Here is an 18,364-nt window from a genome sequence, read left to right on the forward strand (position 1 = left end):
TACGTTGATGGTCAGTCAGTTAATTAACGAATTTGATACCCTAGGGTTGTATTTTGGCTTAGCCGGTATTTTCATATTCATCGGCATGGCAATTAAAGACGTACTAAAAAGTGGCAATGTGCCTAAGTTCGGACAATACATTGTCTGGGGCGTGCTCTTTTTAGGTTGTTCAGGCTTTATTGCTAAAGGTCTTATTCAAGTATTTTGGCAAGGCGCAGGTGTAGGTTAAGCATGGCGAAGTCAGAAACAGATAGAACTACACTCGATTTATTTGAATACGAAAAACGCCCAGGCAGACCTAAAACCAATCCCCTATCACGGGATATGCAGTTAAAGGTAAATAAACGTAATCAAATAAAAAGAGATAAAGCACGTGGCTTAAAGCGTGTTGAATTTAAAGTTTCATCGCAGTTATATCAAGCATTGAGTGATATGGCAGATGCACAAAATATTAGCCGCAGTGCGCTGATTGAAACGATTTTACAAGAAAGATTGGCTATTGATACATAAAAGGTTTTAAATCCATGGCAAGTGTAGGCATTTTTTTCGGAAGTGACACAGGTAACACAGAACACGTAGCAAAAATGATCCAAAAAGAATTGGGTAAAAAGCTAGTGGCTGTTCATGATATTGCAAAAAGCTCTAAAGAAGAGATTGCTGAATTTGATTTAATCTTATTCGGTATCCCTACTTGGTACTACGGCGAAGCACAATGTGACTGGGATGACTTTTTTCCAGAACTTGAAGAAGTAGACTTTGAAGGTAAACTTGTTGCTATTTTTGGTTGTGGAGACCAAGAAGATTACGCTGAGTACTTTTTAGATGCGATGGGCATGATGAACGATATCGTTACTGAACGTGGCGCTATTGTTGTTGGTCATTGGCCGAGCGAAAGCTATGACTTTGAAGCATCTAAAGGCATGGCTGATGATAAGCATTTTGTAGGTTTGGGTATCGACGAAGACCGTCAACCAGAGCTTACAGAACAACGTGTTAAAGCATGGTCTGCTCAAGTATATGAAGAGATGTGTTTAAGTGAATTAGCTGACTAATTTACTGCATATATCGCTAGCTGTTTAAATAATTATCAAACAGTTAGCGTTTTAAGCTTTAGTGGCAATATAAATCAATTGTTCTTTGCACTTAACGCTTAGGCACGTTATCCTGTTTGTTGCTAATGTGTCGTGTACATCTTTGCAAGATGTCTAGTATAACCAAATAAAATTGAGACAGATTTAATGACTGATCATAACTTGGAACTTAAAAAAGCCGGTTTAAAAGTAACTTTACCGCGTATTAAAATATTAGAGATTTTACAATCTCCAGATAACCAACACATCAGTGCTGAAGATGTTTACAAAATTCTTTTGGATCTAGGTGAAGAAATTGGTCTTGCAACTGTATACCGCGTACTTAACCAATTTGATGATGCGGGTATTGTAAGCCGTCATCACTTTGAAGGTGGCAAATCAGTATTTGAACTTTCAGGAAGCACACACCACGATCATTTAGTATGTTTGAAGTGTGGCAAAGTGGTAGAGTTTGAAGATGAGATGATTGAACGTCGTCAACTTGAAATTTCTGAAGAAAATGGTATTACACTTACAAACCATTCTTTATATTTATACGGTGAGTGTAATGATAAAGCAGCGTGTAAAGAATTTAGCGACGCTAACAGCTAATACCGCTTTTAAAAAGCAATAAAAAACCTGCTAAGTGCAGGTTTTTTTGTTTCTAAAATACGCTTGTAATAAACATACCCAGTAAAAACTGGGGATATTAAACCTGAACTCTGGTTAAGAGATTTACCAACGTATTGAATCATGGTGATATTTAAATTTATTTTCTCTAGCCAGAGATTTTAAGTGAAAACAAGGCGAATTCACGCGTCAATAGCTGGCCTATTGCAAGTAAATTCAACGCAGTTAGCGCTGAAAATAGCTGCTCGAGATAGATTTATTATCCAGAGTTCAGGTTTTTTAGATATTACTTATTGAGTTTTAGACCATGAATCACGAAGACCGACTGTTTGATTAAATACAACGTTCTCTGATTTAGAATCACGAGAGAAATAACCCGTACGCTCAAACTGAAAACCCTGCTCTGCTTGTGAATTAGCAAGCGATGGCTCTAATTTAGCGTTTGATAAAACAACCAGTGACTCTGGATTTAATGTTGTTTCAAACTCATCAGCGGCTGCTGGGTTTGGAACACTAAACAAACGATCGTATAAACGAACTTCTGCCGTAATACACTCTGGTGCTGAAACCCAGTGAATAACACCTTTTACTTTACGTCCATCACTTGGATTTTTACCAAGTGTTTCAGTATCGTAAGTACAGAAGATAGTTGTAATTTCACCATTTTCGTCTTTTTCAACCCGCTGTGCTTTAATAACATAAGCACCACGTAAGCGTACTTCTTTATCAAGCACTAAACGTTTAAACTTGTTATTCGCTTCTTCTTTAAAGTCTTCTCGTTCTATATAGATTTCACGAGTAAATGGTACATCACGACGACCCATTTCTTCTTTATTTGGGTGGTTAGCCACAGATAAAACCTCAACCTTGTCTGCATCGTAGTTTTCAATAACAACTTTAACAGGATCGAGTACGGCCATTGCACGTGGTGCATTTTCGTTTAGATCTTCACGGATACATGCTTCAAGCATACCCATTTCAACCATATTCTCTTGTTTTGTTACACCAATACGCAAACAAAACTCACGGATTGAACCTGGTGTATAACCACGGCGACGTAGGCCTGCAATTGTAGGCATGCGTGGGTCATCCCAACCTTCTACATGGTTATTTACCACTAAATCGCTTAGCTTACGCTTAGACATAATTGTGTATTCAAGATTTAAACGTGAGAACTCAATTTGCTGTGGGTGACACTCTAAACTAATGTTATCAAGTACCCAGTCGTACAAACGACGGTTATCTTGAAACTCGAGTGTGCATAATGAATGTGTAATACCTTCGAGTGCATCAGAAATACAGTGCGTGAAGTCATACATTGGGTAAATGCACCACTTGTCTGCTGTTTGATGATGATGAGCAAAACGTACGCGATAAATAATTGGATCGCGAAGCACCATAAATGAGCTAGCCATATCAATTTTAGCACGCAGGACACATTCGCCTTCTTTGAATTCGCCAGCACGCATTTTTTCAAATAACGCTAGGTTTTCTTCAACTGATGTATCTCTGTACGGGCTATTTTTACCGGGCTCTTTCAATGTACCACGGTATTGGCGTGCTTCATCCGCTGTTAAAAAGCAAACGTACGCTAAGCCTTTATTTATAAGCTCAACAGCGTAACCATATAAAGTATCAAAATAGTTAGAAGAATACTTTATATCGCCATCCCAGTTAAAACCTAACCACTGTACGTCTTCTTTTATAGAATTAACGTAGTTAATGTCTTCTTTTTCTGGGTTTGTATCGTCAAAACGTAAGTTACATAAACCGTTATAATCTTTTGCGATGCCAAAATTTAAACAAATTGATTTGGCATGACCAATATGCAAAAAGCCATTTGGTTCAGGTGGAAAACGTGTATGCGTTGTTGCATGCTTTTTACTTGCTAAGTCTTCATCAATTCGGGTTCTAATAAAGTTGCTTGGGCGATTCTCAATTTCCGCCATAGGAGTGTAGTCCTCTAAATATTACGTAATAACAAAACTAATGCATTATTACAAAAACATACACTAACATACAGCACTAGATTAAGGTTTATTTTTGATATTGCTTAACTTTAATTCAGCTGAACCATTGTTTATGAATAAAATTTGTTTTAACGCAATATTTAAGTCATCTAAACAGTTTATAGTAGGTAAATAACCTACATTATAAGGATTTAAAGATGGCGACACTTAATCAACATCGTGTATATATTCCAACTAATGCACGCGCTAATCACTACCTTTTAGCTGAAATAACCCCTAATCACGATTTTTATAAAAGCTTTAGTGATATAAATTGCTGCTATGAACGTATTGCACGCCAGCTGTTTGCTTCTTGTGATGAGTACGAGCTTTATAATGTGCACTTATTAGCGAATGATAAACTACCCGTTGTAAGATTTAATGATGAGTCTTATCAATTAGAAACAGATAAACAAATGCTCTTTTTTTATAATCCCCGTTATCACGAAGCGCATAAGATTTATTACACTGAAGGTACACCGAGTAAAAAAATACGCATTCTATTTTTAGCAACAGGCGATGATTTACGAGCCAACTCTGCAGAATTTCATAATAAAGTTCAAAAAGTGTTAGACACTTTACAAGGACAACTCTTAATAAATCAGCCCCAGTTTAAACTACGCGACCATCAACACTTAACGTATGACCTATTTGCTAAAGAAAAAGGCAACAAGGAAAGCTATGGTTACAAATTAAGAAGTCTCTACCCTCGCTACCAATCAAGACAATGCAGCATACCCAATGATTATGCAGAGATGACTTACGCCACTTTTACTATACCGGTTTCGCGCGCTATTAAAACGCAGTTTCAAACACTAATGAACACAAACGATTATGCTAAATTTTATGACTACTTTGCTTATGCATTTATACGTGCGTGTCAAAATAATAACTTAAACCATGGCGCTATGGTTGCTAACGGTGCAACGCCTATTATACGCAACAGTAAAATAGATAAAAGTGAAGGCAATGATGAACTTCAAAAGTTAAGTTTTGATATTGAATCTAATGAAAATCAAATTAAGCACTTTTATGAAGCAAGTAAATTGGTAGAAACGCTGCATTTTGTAGTAGTCGCAACGCAGCAGGATAAACATGAAATGGGCTATGGTCGATTTATGAACCAAGTAGAAAAAACAATCTATACTCTGTGTAATGAGCTGGCTATAAATAAACAACACCAAGACTTATCTGTACGCTTTTTCCAGCATATTAGTTACCCGTTCTAAATTTTCATCTAATAACAAAAAGGCCCGCATATGCGGGCCTTTTTAAAGAAAAACAAGCGATTACCAGCCTGTTTTCTCTTTAAGTGCTTTACCGATATCAGCAAGTGAACGTACAGTTTTTACGCCCGCAGCTTCTAATGCAGCAAATTTCTCATCAGCAGTACCTTTACCGCCGGCAATGATTGCGCCAGCGTGACCCATACGCTTACCTTCTGGTGCAGTAACACCAGCAATGTAAGATACTACAGGTTTAGTTACGTTAGCTTTGATGTACTCTGCAGCTTCTTCTTCTGCAGTACCACCAATTTCACCAATCATTACGATTGCTTCAGTTTGTGGATCTTTTTCGAACATTTCTAGAACGTCGATAAAGTTAGTACCTGGAATTGGATCACCACCAATACCAACACACGTAGACTGACCAAAACCAGCATCAGTAGTTTGCTTAACTGCTTCGTACGTTAAAGTACCAGAGCGAGAAACAATACCTACTTTACCAGGTTTGTGGATATGACCAGGCATGATACCAATCTTAGTTTGACCAGGAGTAATAACACCTGGGCAGTTAGGACCGATCATACGAGTACCTGTTTGATCTAGTTTGATTTTAACATCAACCATATCAAGTGTAGGGATACCTTCAGTAATACAAACTATTAGCTCGATGCCAGCATCGATAGCTTCTAAGATTGCATCTTTACAGAAAGGAGCTGGTACGTAGATAACTGAAGCAGTTGCGCCAGTTTCTTTTACAGCATCACGAACTGTGTTGAATACAGGAAGACCAAGGTGCGTTTGACCGCCTTTACCTGGGCTAACACCACCAACCATTTGTGTACCGTACTCAAGCGCTTGCTCTGAGTGGAAAGTACCTTGGCCACCAGTGAAACCTTGACAGATAACTTTTGTATCTTTATTGATTAATACAGACATTATTTGCCCTCCGCAGCAGCAACAACTTTTTCAGCAGCGTCTGTTAGTGATTCAGCAGCAATGATGTCTAGACCAGAGTTCTTAAGAACTTCACGACCTAATTCAGCATTAGTACCTTCTAAACGTACAACTACTGGTACGGTTACGCCAACTTCTTTAACTGCGCCAATGATGCCTTCAGCAATCATGTCACAACGAACGATGCCGCCAAAGATGTTTACTAAAACAGCTTTAACATTGTCGTCAGAAAGAATGATTTTGAATGCTTCAGAAACACGTTCTTTAGTAGCACCGCCACCAACATCCAAGAAGTTAGCCGGCTTGCCGCCGTGTAGGTTTACGATGTCCATAGTACCCATTGCTAGGCCTGCACCGTTAACCATACAACCAACATTACCGTCTAGAGCAACGTAGTTAAGCTCGAAGCTTGCTGCGTGTGCTTCACGAGCATCTTCTTGAGATGGATCGTGGAATTCACGGATTTTAGGTTGACGGTAAAGTGCATTACCATCAATACCGATTTTGCCGTCAAGACAGTGAAGGTTGCCTTCGTCTGTAATTACTAACGGGTTGATTTCAAGTAATGCGAAATCAAAATCAGTGAACATTTTACCAAGACCCATAAAGATCTTAACAAACTGTTTCATTTGTACTGGGTTAAGACCCAATTTGAAACCTAGTTCACGTGCTTGGTAAGCTTGAGGACCTACTAACGGGTCGATCTCTGCTTTGTGGATAAGCTCTGGTGTTTCTTCAGCAACAGTTTCAATTTCAACGCCGCCTTCAGTAGACGCCATGAAAACTACTTTACGAGATGCACGGTCAACTACTGCACCTAGGTACAATTCGTTAGCAATGTCAGTACAGCTTTCTACTAAAATTTTAGCTACTGGCTGTCCTTTCTCGTCTGTTTGGTAAGTAACTAGGTTTTTACCTAACCAGTTAGCTGCAAACGCTTTTACTTCTTCGATAGTTTTGACTAGCTTTACACCGCCAGCTTTACCACGTCCACCTGCGTGAACCTGAGTTTTAACAACCCACATATCGCCGCCAATTTTTTCAGCAGCTGCAGCAGCTTCTTCAGGTGTATCGCAAGCGTAACCTGTAGAAACGGGTAAACCATATTCGGCAAAAAGTTGTTTTGCCTGATACTCATGCAAATTCATGATGCTTTATCCAATTTTTTATACTAAAAGAGCTGAATATTTTTTCAAATAAACAACTATCCCAAATTGCGCACCTAGTATAGATCCCAAGGCTTAACATGAAAACCCCAGTACGACCAAAGGCGCAAAAAAAAAGCTGTGAATGTTCATTCACAGCTTACATTTCATACAACTAGATTAAACATCTAGCAATAAGCGAGTTGGATCTTCAAGTAACTCTTTAATAGTTACTAAGAAACCAACAGATTCTTTACCATCAATGATACGGTGGTCATAAGAAAGTGCTAAATACATCATAGGTAGTATTTCAACTTTACCATTTACAGCCATCGGACGGTCTTGAATTTTATGCATACCCAAGATTGAAGACTGTGGCAAGTTAATGATAGGTGTAGATAGCAATGAACCAAATACGCCACCATTAGTAATAGTGAAATTACCACCCGTCATATCAGCAAGCGTAAGCTTACCATCACGACCTTTAAGTGCTAACTCACGAATACCTTTTTCGATTTCAGCAACAGATAGTTTGTCACAATCTTTAAGTACTGGAGTAACTAAGCCACGTGGAGTAGATACTGCAATGCTGATATCGAAATAGTTATGGTAAACAATATCGTCACCATCAATTGAAGCATTTACATCTGGGAAACGCTTAAGAGCTTCAGTTACAGCTTTCACATAGAAAGACATGAAACCTAAACGAATGCCGTGACGCTTTTCAAACGTTTCTTGGTACTGCTTACGAAGGCTCATGATTGGTCCCATGTTCACTTCGTTGAATGTAGTTAACATTGCAGTTGAGTTTTTAGCTTCAAGAAGGCGTGTCGCAATCGTTTTACGTAAACGAGTCATAGGTACGCGTTTTTGAGTACGATCGCCCATCGGTGATGCAAGAGCAGAAGCTTCTGCTTTTTTAGCCGCTGGTGCTGGTGCTTTTAAGAAGGTATCAACGTCTTCTTTAGTTACACGACCATTTTTACCCGTGCCTTTAATTTTAGAAGCGTCTAGGCCTTTCTCAGCAATTAAACGACGAACTGATGGTGTTAACACATCTGAACTTTCGCTTGAATCTGCTGCTGGCGCTGCGTCTGCTTTTGCAGCTGGAGCCGCTGGTGCACCGCCTGCTTTAACCGAACCAATTACTTGCTCGCCTAATACAGTATCGCCTTCGCCGTGAATGATATCACCCATGATGCCATCTTCTTGAGCTACTACTTCAAGAACAACTTTATCTGTTTCAATATCTACCAAGTTTTGGTCGCGTGTTACCGCGTCACCTGGTTGTACATGCCATGTAGCAATTGTTGCGTCTGCAACTGATTCTGGAAGTACAGGTACTTTAATATCCACTTCTTTACCTTCTGATGCTGGTGCTGATTGCGCCACTGGCGCGTCTTCTGATTTAGCTGGTGCTGATTCTTCTTTAGTTGAACCTTCACTTGCTGGCGCTGCATCAGCATCACCAAGTAAACCCATAACTTGATCGCCAAGTACGGTTGCACCTTCTTCTTGTGATATTTCTGTTATTACACCGTCATGCTGTGCAACAACTTCTAAAACCACTTTATCTGTTTCAATGTCTACTAAGTTTTGATCGCGAGTTACTTTGTCGCCAACACTTACATGCCATGTAGCAACGGTAGCATCTGCAACCGACTCAGGAAGAACAGGAACTTTAATTTCTGTGCTCATTGCTTATCCTTTATTTTCTATAGTAAGCGCGTCGGCAACGAGCGCTTGTTGTTCTTTAGTATGTACTGACATGTAACCACACGCTGGTGATGCAGACGCTTTACGTCCTGCATATTTTAATTTAGCACCTTGTGGGATTGCATCAATAAAGTGATGTTGTGAACAGTACCATGCACCTTGGTTTTGTGGCTCTTCTTGACACCATACAAAATCAGTTACGTGTTGGTAGCGCTCTATAATTGTTTGCATTTCATCGTGTGGGAACGGGTATAACTGTTCAACACGTACAATTGCAATATTATCTTGCTCAAGCTTACGACGCTCTTGTAGTAACTCGTAGTAAACTTTACCGCTACAAAATACAACGCGCTCTACTTTCTCAGGGTTAATATCATCAACTTCGTCGATCATATTATGGTAAACACCGTGTGAAAGCTCTTCAAGTGATGAAGTTGCAAGCGGGTGACGAAGTAGCGACTTAGGCGTCATAACAATCAGAGGACGACGAAGTGGTCGAACTGATTGACGACGAAGCATAGCGTAAACTTGCGCCGGCGTTGAAGGAACACATACTTGCATGTTGTGATCAGCACATAGTTGCAAGAAACGCTCTAAGCGCGCTGAACTATGCTCTGGCCCTTGACCTTCGTAGCCATGAGGTAACAAAATTGTAAGCCCACATAAACGGCCCCACTTTTGCTCACCAGAACTTAAGAACTGGTCAAATACAACTTGTGCACCATTGGCGAAGTCACCAAATTGCGCTTCCCATATTACGAGAGACTTAGGTTCAGCGGTAGCATATCCATATTCGAACGCAACGACAGCTTCCTCAGATAAAACAGAATCAAAGACTTCAAATGTGCCTTGATCTTCACTTAAATGCTCTAAAGGAGTGTAAGTTGTACCATCAGATTGACCATGAACAACAGCATGACGATGAAAGAATGTTCCTCGACCTGTGTCTTGTCCTGTTAAACGGATGTCAGTACCTTCAGACGCAATTGTTGCATAGGCAAGAGTCTCTGCCATACCCCAATCAAGTGGTTTTTCACCTGTGGCCATTAGCTTACGATCGTCATAAATCTTTTTAACGCGAGATTGAGCTTTATGTTGTTCTGGGTAAGAAGCTACTTTCTCACCAAGAGCTTTAAGCTTCTCTACAGATACGCTAGCATCGTAGTCAACATTCCATTCATGACCAATATATTTGGCCCACTCAGAAGAATGCGACGTCTCTGGCTGTATTTCTGAAACAACACAGCTGCCTTCATCTAGTGCATCACGGTACTCATCAGCTAAGGCTTTAACTTCTTGTTCAGAAAAAGAGCCTTCAGCAATCAGTTGGTCTGCATAGATTAAACGCGGCACTGGATGCTTTTTAATTTTTTGGTACATGACAGGCTGAGTTGCATTAGGCTCATCAGCTTCATTGTGACCATGGCGACGGTAACAAACTAAATCAATTACTACGTCACGCTTAAACTGATTTCTAAAATCAAGAGCAAGTTGAGTAACAAATGCAACGGCTTCAGGATCATCAGAATTAACATGGAATATTGGAGACTGAACCATTTTAGCAATGTCAGTACAGTATGGCGTTGAGCGAACGTCATCTTGCTTAGAGGTTGTAAAACCTACTTGGTTGTTGACAACAATACGAATACTACCACCACAACTAAACGCATTAGTTTGTGACATGTTAAACGTTTCTTGAACAACACCTTGTCCAGCAATAGCAGAATCACCATGGATGGTAATAGGTAGTGCTTTAATGCCTGATTTATCACCTAAACGGTCGAGACGACCACGTACAGAGCCCATTACAACAGGGTTTACGATTTCTAGGTGAGATGGGTTAAACGCAAGCGCCATGTGTACATTGCCACCTTTGGTAGCAAAGTCAGACGAATAACCCATGTGATATTTAACATCACCAGAACCTAACGTTTCTTTATGTATACCAGCAAATTCATCAAATAATTCTGATGGATTTTTACCAAGTACATTAACTAAAACGTTTAAACGACCACGGTGAGCCATACCAATAACAGCTTCTTGTTGGCCGCTTTCACCAGCGCGGTGAATAAGCTCTTTAAGCATTGGAACTAACGCATCGCCACCTTCAAGTGAAAAGCGCTTAGCACCAGGAAACTTAGACCCTAAATATTTTTCTAGACCATCTGCTGCAGTAAGCCCTTTAAGGATACGTAGCTTTTCATCTTTTGAGAATTTAGGCCTAGACTGGACAGATTCTAGACGTTGTTGTAACCAACGTTTTTCCTCTGTTGATGTGATGTGCATATACTCAGCGCCAATTGAACCACAATATGTAGTTTTTAGTGCTTGGTATAGTTCACCTAAAGGCATAGTATCGCGCCCTACGGCAAACGATCCTACGTTAAACTCGCGGTCAAAATCACTTGAAGATAGGTCGTGGTACTCTAGCTCTAAATCTCGTACACGCTCTCGTTGCCAAATACCTAATGGATCTAGGTTTGCATTTTGGTGCCCACGAAAACGGAAAGCATTAATAAGTTGTAGAACTTTAACCTGTTTAAGGTCACCGCCACTACCCTCTGCTACCACTACTTCTCTATGCTTGTTTTTTGCAAGCTGTGCAAACTGTGCTCGAACCTCTGAATGTTTTACTTCAACATCCACACCATCAACTTTAGGTAATTGTTCAAACACTTCTCGCCATTCGTCTGGCACAGAAGTCGCATCGTCTAAATACGCTTCATAAAGCTCTTCTACATAAGCAACGTTGCCGCCGTTTAAATGTGAAGATTCTAGCCATGCCTTCATCACACCTTCGTGCATTTATAAGCCCTTTTTTTTAGCGCAGAAATTAATAGTTATTATAACAAGATGGCTAATATAATTTAATATTAGCCATCTTACCTTTACTAAGCTATCAAACCGCTCGGTTTAGTAACATAGATTTGATTTGTCCAATTGCTTTGGTCGGATTAAGACCCTTAGGACAAACGCTAACACAGTTCATGATACTGTGACAACGGAACACACTGAACGCATCGTCTAAATCCGCTAAACGTTCTTCAGTTGCTGTATCTCGGCTATCAGCCAAGAAACGGTAAGCATGAAGAAGGCCTGCTGGACCAATGAACTTGTCTGGATTCCACCAGAACGAAGGACACGATGTTGAACAACATGCACACAAAATACACTCATAAAGCCCATCTAATTTATCACGTTCTTCAATAGTTTGAAGACGTTCGCCTGCTGCAGGCTGATCATTAATTAAATAAGGTTTAACTTTTTCGTACTGAGTGTAGAACTGACTCATGTCAATAACAAGGTCACGTACCACAGGTAAACCTGGTAATGGACGTACTACGATTTTACCTTTGCCATTTTTTTGTAGCGTAGATAAAGGAGTAATACATGCTAAACCATTTTTACCATTCATGTTAACACCATCAGATCCACACACACCTTCACGGCATGAACGACGGAAAGATAATGTAGGATCTTGTTCTTTTAGAAGAATAAGTGCATCCAACACCATCATGTCGTGACCTTCCTCTGTTTGCAAGGTGTATTCTTGCATACGAGGAGCGTTGTCAACATCTGGATTATAACGATAAACTGAAAATTGTACTTGTGCCATCGTCTATCTCCTAGTAAACACGTGCTTTAGGTGGGAAAGCTTCACGCGTTTTAGGCGCATAGTTTACATCACGCTTACTCATTTCATCCGTTACAGGATTGAATACTGAGTGACATAACCAGTTTTCGTCATCACGATCTGGGTAGTCAAAGCGAGAATGTGCACCACGGCTTTCTGTACGGAAGTTTGCAGCTACTGCAGTTGAGTAAGCTGTTTCCATTAAGTTGTCTAGTTCAAGACATTCGATACGCTGCGTGTTGAAGTCTGATGATTTATCATCAAGACGAGCATGTTGCAGACGTTCGCGAATTTCTTTAAGTTCTTGAAGACCTGCAGCCATTGAGTCACCTTCACGGAATACCGAGAAGTTAAGCTGCATACATTGTTGTAAGTCTTTTTTGATTTGAACTGGATCTTCACCTTGGCCAGCCGTTGAATTTTCCCAACGATTGTAACGTGCAAGAGACGCTTCTAAGTCTGATTCTGAAGCAGCTTTAGATATTTCAACGTCATTTAGGTACTTACCTAAGAAGTTACCCGCAGCACGACCAAACACAACTAAATCAAGTAATGAGTTACCACCTAAGCGGTTTGCACCGTGTACAGATACACATGCAATCTCACCTACTGCAAATAAACCTTGAACTACTGTTTCGTTGCCTTGAGCATCGATTTGTAGCGCTTGTCCATTTACATTAGTAGGAACACCACCCATCATATAATGACAAGTTGGAATTACTGGAATTGGCTCTTTTGCAGGGTCAACGTGAGCAAATGTTTTAGCAAGGTCACATACGCCAGGAAGACGTAAGTTAAGTGTTTCTTCACCTAAGTGGTCAAGTTTTAACTTAAGATGTGGACCCCAAGGACCATCACAACCACGACCTTCACGGATTTCAGTCATCATTGAACGTGCAACAACGTCGCGAGACGCTAAGTCTTTTGCGTTTGGTGCGTAACGTTCCATGAAGCGTTCGCCATCTTTATTTAGAAGATAACCGCCTTCACCACGACAACCTTCAGTTACTAGCGTACCAGCACCTGCGATACCCGTTGGGTGGAACTGCCACATTTCCATGTCTTGCATAGAAATACCAGCACGTGTTGCCATACCAACACCGTCACCAGTGTTAATGTGAGCATTAGTGGTTGATGCGAATATACGACCTGCACCACCAGTAGCTAATACAACAGCTTTAGATTTGAAGAAGGTAACTTCACCTGTCTCAATCTCAATTGCAGTACACCCTACTACATCACCATTATCGTTTTTAACTAAATCAAGTGCATACCATTCAGAGAATACATTTGTTTTGTTTTTAACGTTTTGTTGATATAGAAGGTGTAACAAAGCATGACCAGTACGGTCAGCAGCTGCTGCAGTACGTGCGGCTTGTTCACCACCAAAGTTTTTCGATTGACCACCGAAAGGACGTTGGTAAACACGGCCATTTTCAAAACGAGAAAATGGTAAACCCATGTTTTCTAATTCGGTAATAGCTTCTGGGCCAGTTTGACACATGTATTCAATAGCGTCTTGGTCACCGATAAAATCGGAACCTTTAACGGTATCGTACATATGCCATTCCCAGTTATCTTCGTGTGAATTACCAAGCGCAACCGTAATACCGCCTTGAGCAGATACAGTGTGTGAGCGCGTTGGAAATACTTTAGATATTAATGCACACGTTTTGCCAGATTCTGTAATTGCTAAAGCAGCGCGCATACCTGCACCACCTGCACCAATTACTACGGCGTCAAATTCACGAACAGAATATTTCACTTAAACACCCCATAATACGATTAGACCAATAGCTACGTAAGCAACGGCCATTAGGTTTAATACAAAACCTAAAACTGCACGAAGCTTTGCGCACTTAACATAGTCTGTAAGAACTTGCCAAAGGCCAATGCGGGTATGAACCATAATGCAAACAAGGGTAATTAACGTAAACCCTTTCATTGCTAGGTTAGAGAAGAGGCCTGTCCAGGCTTCGAAAGTGACTTCTGGCGTCGCTAAAAAATAGCCGATAATAAAAATCGCGTAAGCGCTGATTATTAATGCCGTGGTACGTAAAGATACGAAATCTTGTACACCATCACGTTTTAGAGTTGCTTGATTTAAAACCATATCCACACCCCTGCCAATACGGCAAACACAACACCAAGAGCCATTGAAACTTTAGCGCTGAGGTTACCTGATTCAAGTTCTTCCCAATGTCCCATATCCATAATCATATGACGGATACCACCAATAAGGTGATAACCTAATACAGAAACAGTGCCCCAAGCTATAAATTTGGCAATGAATCCGTTAAACAGACCCTTGACGAATTCAAAACTTTCAGCTGAAGAGAGAGACTCAGACCAAGCCCAAATGACAAACGTTAAAGCAAAAAATAATGCAACACCGGTGACGCGGTGAAAAATTGAAGCTTTAGCCGTTGCCGGCATAGATATAGTTGTTAGATCTAGATTTACAGGTCTTTGCTTTTTCACAGTTACTTGCCCATCTTTGCTCACAGTGGAGCTCATCTACTTGTTTTTCTAAAAACCCACCAAATATTACTGATGGAACTATCAAAATAAACGTACCAAAACAATTAAAGTTCACAAACCTGTAAATTTTAAGCTGTTAAGAATATGTTTACCCAAATACAATACGGTTTAAAACCACCGTTAGTATATATACCCACAGGGCTTTTTACAATTCTTGTTTATTTAGAGATGTTTGCGAATTAGCCAATAGTATTATATTTAATTAATACCGAATATTTATTATACATATATGCATAATGTTTATAAAAATTGACTTTAACCCCCTCTTTCACGTTAAAATGAGAAGATGTGCTTAAAACAGATTTCAGAACTTTAAAATCTAAAAATCAGAATAGATATCTTAATAGGAGATACATAACGATGGCAGATAAAAAAGCCACAGTCCAAATTGATGGACTAGATCCAATCGAACTTCCAATTTATCAAGGCACTGCTGGCCAAGATGTAATCGACGTACGTACGTTAGGTTCACACGGTCACTTTACTTATGACCCAGGTTTCATGTCGACTGGTTCTTGTGAATCTGCAATCACCTATATTGATGGTGGTAAAGGTGTACTACTTCACCGTGGTTACCCAATTGAGCAATTAGCTGAAGACTCAAATTACATTGAACTTTGTTACTTACTTTTAAATGGTGAGTTACCTTCTAAAGAACAATATGAAGTTTTTAAGAATGAAATCACTACAAGCACTATGCTTGACGAGAAGATTGCTAACTTTTTCCAAGGTTTCCGCTTTGACGCTCACCCAATGGCAATGCTTTGTGGCGTAGTAGGTGCATTATCATCTTTCTATCATGAAGACCTTGATATTACTGATGCTGAACAACGTAAAACAAGCGCAGTTAAGCTTGTTGCTAAGTTACCAACAATCGCGGCAATGGCTTATAAAACAAATATCGGCCAACCGTTTGTATACCCACGTAACGATTTAAGCTACGCAGAAAACTTCTTACACATGATGTTCTCTGTACCTGCTGAAGAATATAAAGTTAATCCAGTAACTGCAAAAGCGATGGATAAAATCTTTATGCTTCATGCAGATCATGAACAAAATGCATCAACTTCAACAGTTCGTCTTGCTGGTTCATCTGGTGCTAACCCGTATGCATGTATTGCAGCTGGTATTGCATCTTTATGGGGCCCTGCTCACGGCGGCGCTAATGAAGCATGTTTAAACATGTTAGAAGAGATTGGCTCTGTTGACCGTATTGATGAATACGTAGCTAAAGCTAAAGATAAAGCTGACCCGTTCCGCCTTATGGGCTTTGGACACCGTGTTTACAAAAACTTTGACCCACGCGCTACAGTAATGCGTCAAACGTGTCACGAAGTTTTAGCTGAGCTGAATATCCAAGATCCACTTCTTGATATTGCTATGAAGCTTGAGCAAATTGCGCTTGAAGACCCATACTTTGTAGAGAAAAAACTATACCCTAATGTAGATTTCTACTCTGGTATTATCTTAAAAGCGATTGGTATTCCAACAAGCATGTTCACTGTAATCTTTGCAATGGCACGTACTGTTGGTTGGATCACTCACTGGGATGAGATGCTATCTCAACCTGGTCATAAGATCAGCCGTCCTCGTCAACTTTATACTGGTTACACTCAACGTGACTACGTATCAACTGACAAGCGTTAATTAACGTTGGTTAGTTTAAAAAGGCCGCATTTTGCGGCCTTTTTTATTAACAACACTTGAGAATTATCATAAACCGATTACAATTCCTGCCTTAAAAACACTATGTAGATGAGCCATGCTTGCTTTAAAGTTTGATATAAATAAAATTAGAAACGACTTCCCAACATTAAATCAAACAATAAACGGCTGCCCGCTTGTTTATTTAGACTCAGCAGCAACCTCACAAAAGCCTCAATCAGTTATAGATACAATTACTGAATTCTATACGTTTCAAAACGCTAATGTACACCGTGGACGCCATACACTTAGCGAGCAAGCAACTCATGCATATGAACAAGTACGGGATAAAACTGCAGAGTATTTCAATGTATTTAGTAAAGAGATTGTATGGACTAAAGGCGCTACAGAAGCCATTAACTTGGTCGCTAACGGATTAAAAAAGCGCTTAAATGAAAGTCATACCATAATGATATCTCCGCTTGAGCATCATGCAAACATAGTGCCTTGGCAAATAGTGAGTCAACAAACGGGTGCTAAATTAATAGCGCTTCCACTAAATAAAAATGGCACGCTGAACACCAAAGAATGCTGTGAATTTATAAAAGAAACAAAACCTACCCTATTAGCTATTACACAAGCATCTAACACACTGGGTAATATCACCGATTTAAAACCACTTATTAGAGCTGCAAAAGACGTCAATTCTCTTGTTCTAGTGGATGGTGCACAGGGTGCACTGCATTTAAAACCCGATTTACGTGAATTAAACTGTGACTTTTATGTCTGCTCAAGCCATAAAATGCTCGGTCCAACAGGATTAGGTGTGCTTTATGGTCGATATGAGCAATTAAATACCCTTGAGATTTACCAATCAGGTGGGGAAATGATCGATAAAGTGTACTTAACTCACAGTACTTATCGTCCTGCGCCTGCAAAATTTGAAACTGGAACACCAAATATCTCTGGAGTTTTAGGCTTTGGTGCCGCATTAGACTATTTAAATGAATTAGATCACGCAAAAATCCAGCAATATGAGCAAAAATTGTTTAGTTATGCCGCTCAAAAATTGGTAAAGGTTGATGGTATTACAATATATAGCAACCTATCTGACAATATTGGTACACTCTGCTTCAACTTAAATGATGAACATCCTTATGATTTGGCAACTTTACTTGACGGGTACGGGGTTGCAGTAAGGAGTGGACACCATTGTACACAGCCATTAATGACACATTTAGGGCTTAATGGAACGCTAAGAGCGAGCTTTTGTTTTTATAATACCTATGAAGATGTAGATATATTCATTGATTCACTTAAAAAATGTATCGCTTTACTCGACTAAACGTCACTTTAATAGAATTAATTAGGATAACTCATGACAAATACGTTTAACAAAGTCACAGAATCTATAAAAAATGCGCCCGCTTGGCAGCAAAAATATCGTGAGATAATGCTTTTAGGAAAAACTTTACCTGTTTTAGCTGATGTTTTGAAGACTGATGATGCACTTGTACCGGGCTGTGAAAGCAAAGTATGGATGTTTGTTGAATTTGATTTAACAGAAAATACACTTGTTGTAATTGGTGACTCAGATACACGTATAGTAAAAGGATTATTAGCCATTATTTTAGCGCTTTACAATGGCCTCACACCAGAGCAAGTAGTGAATAAAAATGCGTATGAAGAATTTGAAAAGCTCGGCCTTATAAGCCACTTAAGCGCATCACGTGGTAATGGTATTAAAGCCATGGTTGATAAAATACAAACCATGGCACAACACAAGCTTAGTTAA

The 18,364-nt window shown here is 39.7% G+C and carries 17 protein-coding genes; 8 read left to right on the plus strand and 9 right to left on the minus strand.

The features are described from left to right. The first annotated feature begins 7 nt into the window (after window positions 1-7). The 4 genes from I6F44_RS10825 (at window position 8) to fur (ending at window position 1,682) form a co-directional block, all read left to right on the plus strand. Window positions 8-229 carry a DUF2788 domain-containing protein gene (locus I6F44_RS10825; RefSeq protein WP_002962930.1) on the plus strand — a complete coding sequence of 74 codons (222 nt, stop codon included), beginning with the start codon at window positions 8-10 and terminating at the stop codon, window positions 227-229. A gap of 2 nt (window positions 230-231) precedes the next feature. Then, on the plus strand, window positions 232-510 hold the full coding sequence (gene ybfE / locus I6F44_RS10830; protein WP_002962928.1) for a LexA regulated protein: 279 nt from the start codon (window positions 232-234) through the stop codon (window positions 508-510). A 14-nt stretch (window positions 511-524) separates the two neighbouring features. Continuing rightward, window positions 525-1,052 carry a flavodoxin FldA gene (gene fldA, locus I6F44_RS10835; protein WP_197173764.1) on the plus strand — a complete coding sequence of 176 codons (528 nt, stop codon included), beginning with the start codon at window positions 525-527 and terminating at the stop codon, window positions 1,050-1,052. 186 nt (window positions 1,053-1,238) lie between these two features. After that, a complete protein-coding gene (gene fur, locus I6F44_RS10840) occupies window positions 1,239-1,682 on the plus strand; it encodes a ferric iron uptake transcriptional regulator (RefSeq protein ID WP_007586857.1) in 444 nt (147 codons plus the stop codon). Between the two features lie 308 nt (window positions 1,683-1,990). Here fur and glnS read toward each other — a convergent pair whose 3' ends face one another. Beyond that, window positions 1,991-3,649 carry a glutamine--tRNA ligase gene (glnS, locus tag I6F44_RS10845; RefSeq protein WP_165721945.1) on the minus strand — a complete coding sequence of 553 codons (1,659 nt, stop codon included), beginning with the start codon at window positions 3,647-3,649 and terminating at the stop codon, window positions 1,991-1,993. 218 nt (window positions 3,650-3,867) lie between these two features. Here glnS and I6F44_RS10850 point away from each other — a divergent pair, with 218 nt between their 5' ends. Next, a complete protein-coding gene (locus I6F44_RS10850; RefSeq protein ID WP_197173765.1) occupies window positions 3,868-4,938 on the plus strand; it encodes a DUF3083 family protein in 1,071 nt (356 codons plus the stop codon). 60 nt (window positions 4,939-4,998) lie between these two features. Here the strand turns inward: I6F44_RS10850 and sucD are convergent, their stop codons facing one another. From sucD to sdhC, 8 genes are all read right to left on the minus strand, one after another. Continuing rightward, complete coding sequence (gene sucD / locus I6F44_RS10855; protein WP_007586864.1) at window positions 4,999-5,871, minus strand: succinate--CoA ligase subunit alpha; 873 nt, start codon at window positions 5,869-5,871, stop codon at window positions 4,999-5,001. Beyond that, on the minus strand, window positions 5,871-7,037 hold the full coding sequence (sucC, locus tag I6F44_RS10860; RefSeq protein WP_007586870.1) for an ADP-forming succinate--CoA ligase subunit beta: 1,167 nt from the start codon (window positions 7,035-7,037) through the stop codon (window positions 5,871-5,873). Before sucC ends, sucD begins: the two co-directional genes overlap by 1 nt. A 177-nt stretch (window positions 7,038-7,214) precedes the next feature. Further along, complete coding sequence (gene odhB, locus I6F44_RS10865; protein WP_121954940.1) at window positions 7,215-8,732, minus strand: 2-oxoglutarate dehydrogenase complex dihydrolipoyllysine-residue succinyltransferase; 1,518 nt, start codon at window positions 8,730-8,732, stop codon at window positions 7,215-7,217. A 3-nt stretch (window positions 8,733-8,735) separates the two neighbouring features. Continuing rightward, the gene (gene sucA / locus I6F44_RS10870) at window positions 8,736-11,555 is read right to left on the minus strand and encodes a 2-oxoglutarate dehydrogenase E1 component (RefSeq protein WP_010552673.1); all 2,820 of its coding nucleotides are present in this window, start codon (window positions 11,553-11,555) and stop codon (window positions 8,736-8,738) included. 94 nt (window positions 11,556-11,649) lie between these two features. Continuing rightward, window positions 11,650-12,366, minus strand: coding sequence for a succinate dehydrogenase iron-sulfur subunit (locus I6F44_RS10875; protein ID WP_007375751.1), 717 nt, complete (start codon window positions 12,364-12,366; stop codon window positions 11,650-11,652). Between the two features lie 10 nt (window positions 12,367-12,376). After that, window positions 12,377-14,149 carry a succinate dehydrogenase flavoprotein subunit gene (gene sdhA / locus I6F44_RS10880; protein ID WP_007375750.1) on the minus strand — a complete coding sequence of 591 codons (1,773 nt, stop codon included), beginning with the start codon at window positions 14,147-14,149 and terminating at the stop codon, window positions 12,377-12,379. After that, entirely contained in the window at window positions 14,150-14,497 is a 348-nt protein-coding gene (sdhD, locus tag I6F44_RS10885; protein WP_007586873.1) for a succinate dehydrogenase, hydrophobic membrane anchor protein, read from the minus strand. Next, window positions 14,488-14,865: a succinate dehydrogenase, cytochrome b556 subunit gene (gene sdhC, locus I6F44_RS10890; protein WP_076914908.1), complete on the minus strand. Its 378-nt coding sequence runs from the start codon at window positions 14,863-14,865 to the stop codon at window positions 14,488-14,490. Before sdhC ends, sdhD begins: the two co-directional genes overlap by 10 nt. A 420-nt stretch (window positions 14,866-15,285) precedes the next feature. Here sdhC and I6F44_RS10895 point away from each other — a divergent pair, with 420 nt between their 5' ends. The 3 genes from I6F44_RS10895 (at window position 15,286) to I6F44_RS10905 (ending at window position 18,364) form a co-directional block, all read left to right on the plus strand. Beyond that, window positions 15,286-16,572, plus strand: coding sequence for a citrate synthase (locus I6F44_RS10895; RefSeq protein WP_007586875.1), 1,287 nt, complete (start codon window positions 15,286-15,288; stop codon window positions 16,570-16,572). Between the two features lie 115 nt (window positions 16,573-16,687). Next, window positions 16,688-17,914 carry a SufS family cysteine desulfurase gene (locus I6F44_RS10900; RefSeq protein ID WP_197173766.1) on the plus strand — a complete coding sequence of 409 codons (1,227 nt, stop codon included), beginning with the start codon at window positions 16,688-16,690 and terminating at the stop codon, window positions 17,912-17,914. A gap of 33 nt (window positions 17,915-17,947) precedes the next feature. Continuing rightward, window positions 17,948-18,364, plus strand: coding sequence for a SufE family protein (locus I6F44_RS10905; protein ID WP_008172666.1), 417 nt, complete (start codon window positions 17,948-17,950; stop codon window positions 18,362-18,364).

This window comes from Pseudoalteromonas sp. NZS11_1, assembly GCF_015864275.1.
GTDB lineage: Bacteria > Pseudomonadota > Gammaproteobacteria > Enterobacterales > Alteromonadaceae > Pseudoalteromonas > Pseudoalteromonas arctica.

Bases quoted from the DNA above. Each gene is read 5' to 3' on its own strand.
- I6F44_RS10875 (WP_007375751.1), bottom strand. From the start codon at position 12,366: ATGGCACAAGTACAATTTTCAGTTTATCGTTATAATCCAGATGTTGAC.
- sdhD (WP_007586873.1), bottom strand. From the start codon at position 14,497: ATGGTTTTAAATCAAGCAACTCTAAAACGTGATGGTGTACAAGATTTC.
- sucD (WP_007586864.1), bottom strand. From the start codon at position 5,871: ATGTCTGTATTAATCAATAAAGATACAAAAGTTATCTGTCAAGGTTTC.
- glnS (WP_165721945.1), bottom strand. From the start codon at position 3,649: ATGGCGGAAATTGAGAATCGCCCAAGCAACTTTATTAGAACCCGAATT.
- odhB (WP_121954940.1), bottom strand. From the start codon at position 8,732: ATGAGCACAGAAATTAAAGTTCCTGTTCTTCCTGAGTCGGTTGCAGAT.
- I6F44_RS10850 (WP_197173765.1), top strand. From the start codon at position 3,868: ATGGCGACACTTAATCAACATCGTGTATATATTCCAACTAATGCACGC.
- I6F44_RS10900 (WP_197173766.1), top strand. From the start codon at position 16,688: ATGCTTGCTTTAAAGTTTGATATAAATAAAATTAGAAACGACTTCCCA.
- ybfE (WP_002962928.1), top strand. From the start codon at position 232: ATGGCGAAGTCAGAAACAGATAGAACTACACTCGATTTATTTGAATAC.
- I6F44_RS10825 (WP_002962930.1), top strand. From the start codon at position 8: ATGGTCAGTCAGTTAATTAACGAATTTGATACCCTAGGGTTGTATTTT.
- sucA (WP_010552673.1), bottom strand. From the start codon at position 11,555: ATGCACGAAGGTGTGATGAAGGCATGGCTAGAATCTTCACATTTAAAC.
- fldA (WP_197173764.1), top strand. From the start codon at position 525: ATGGCAAGTGTAGGCATTTTTTTCGGAAGTGACACAGGTAACACAGAA.
- fur (WP_007586857.1), top strand. From the start codon at position 1,239: ATGACTGATCATAACTTGGAACTTAAAAAAGCCGGTTTAAAAGTAACT.
- I6F44_RS10905 (WP_008172666.1), top strand. From the start codon at position 17,948: ATGACAAATACGTTTAACAAAGTCACAGAATCTATAAAAAATGCGCCC.
- I6F44_RS10895 (WP_007586875.1), top strand. From the start codon at position 15,286: ATGGCAGATAAAAAAGCCACAGTCCAAATTGATGGACTAGATCCAATC.
- sucC (WP_007586870.1), bottom strand. From the start codon at position 7,037: ATGAATTTGCATGAGTATCAGGCAAAACAACTTTTTGCCGAATATGGT.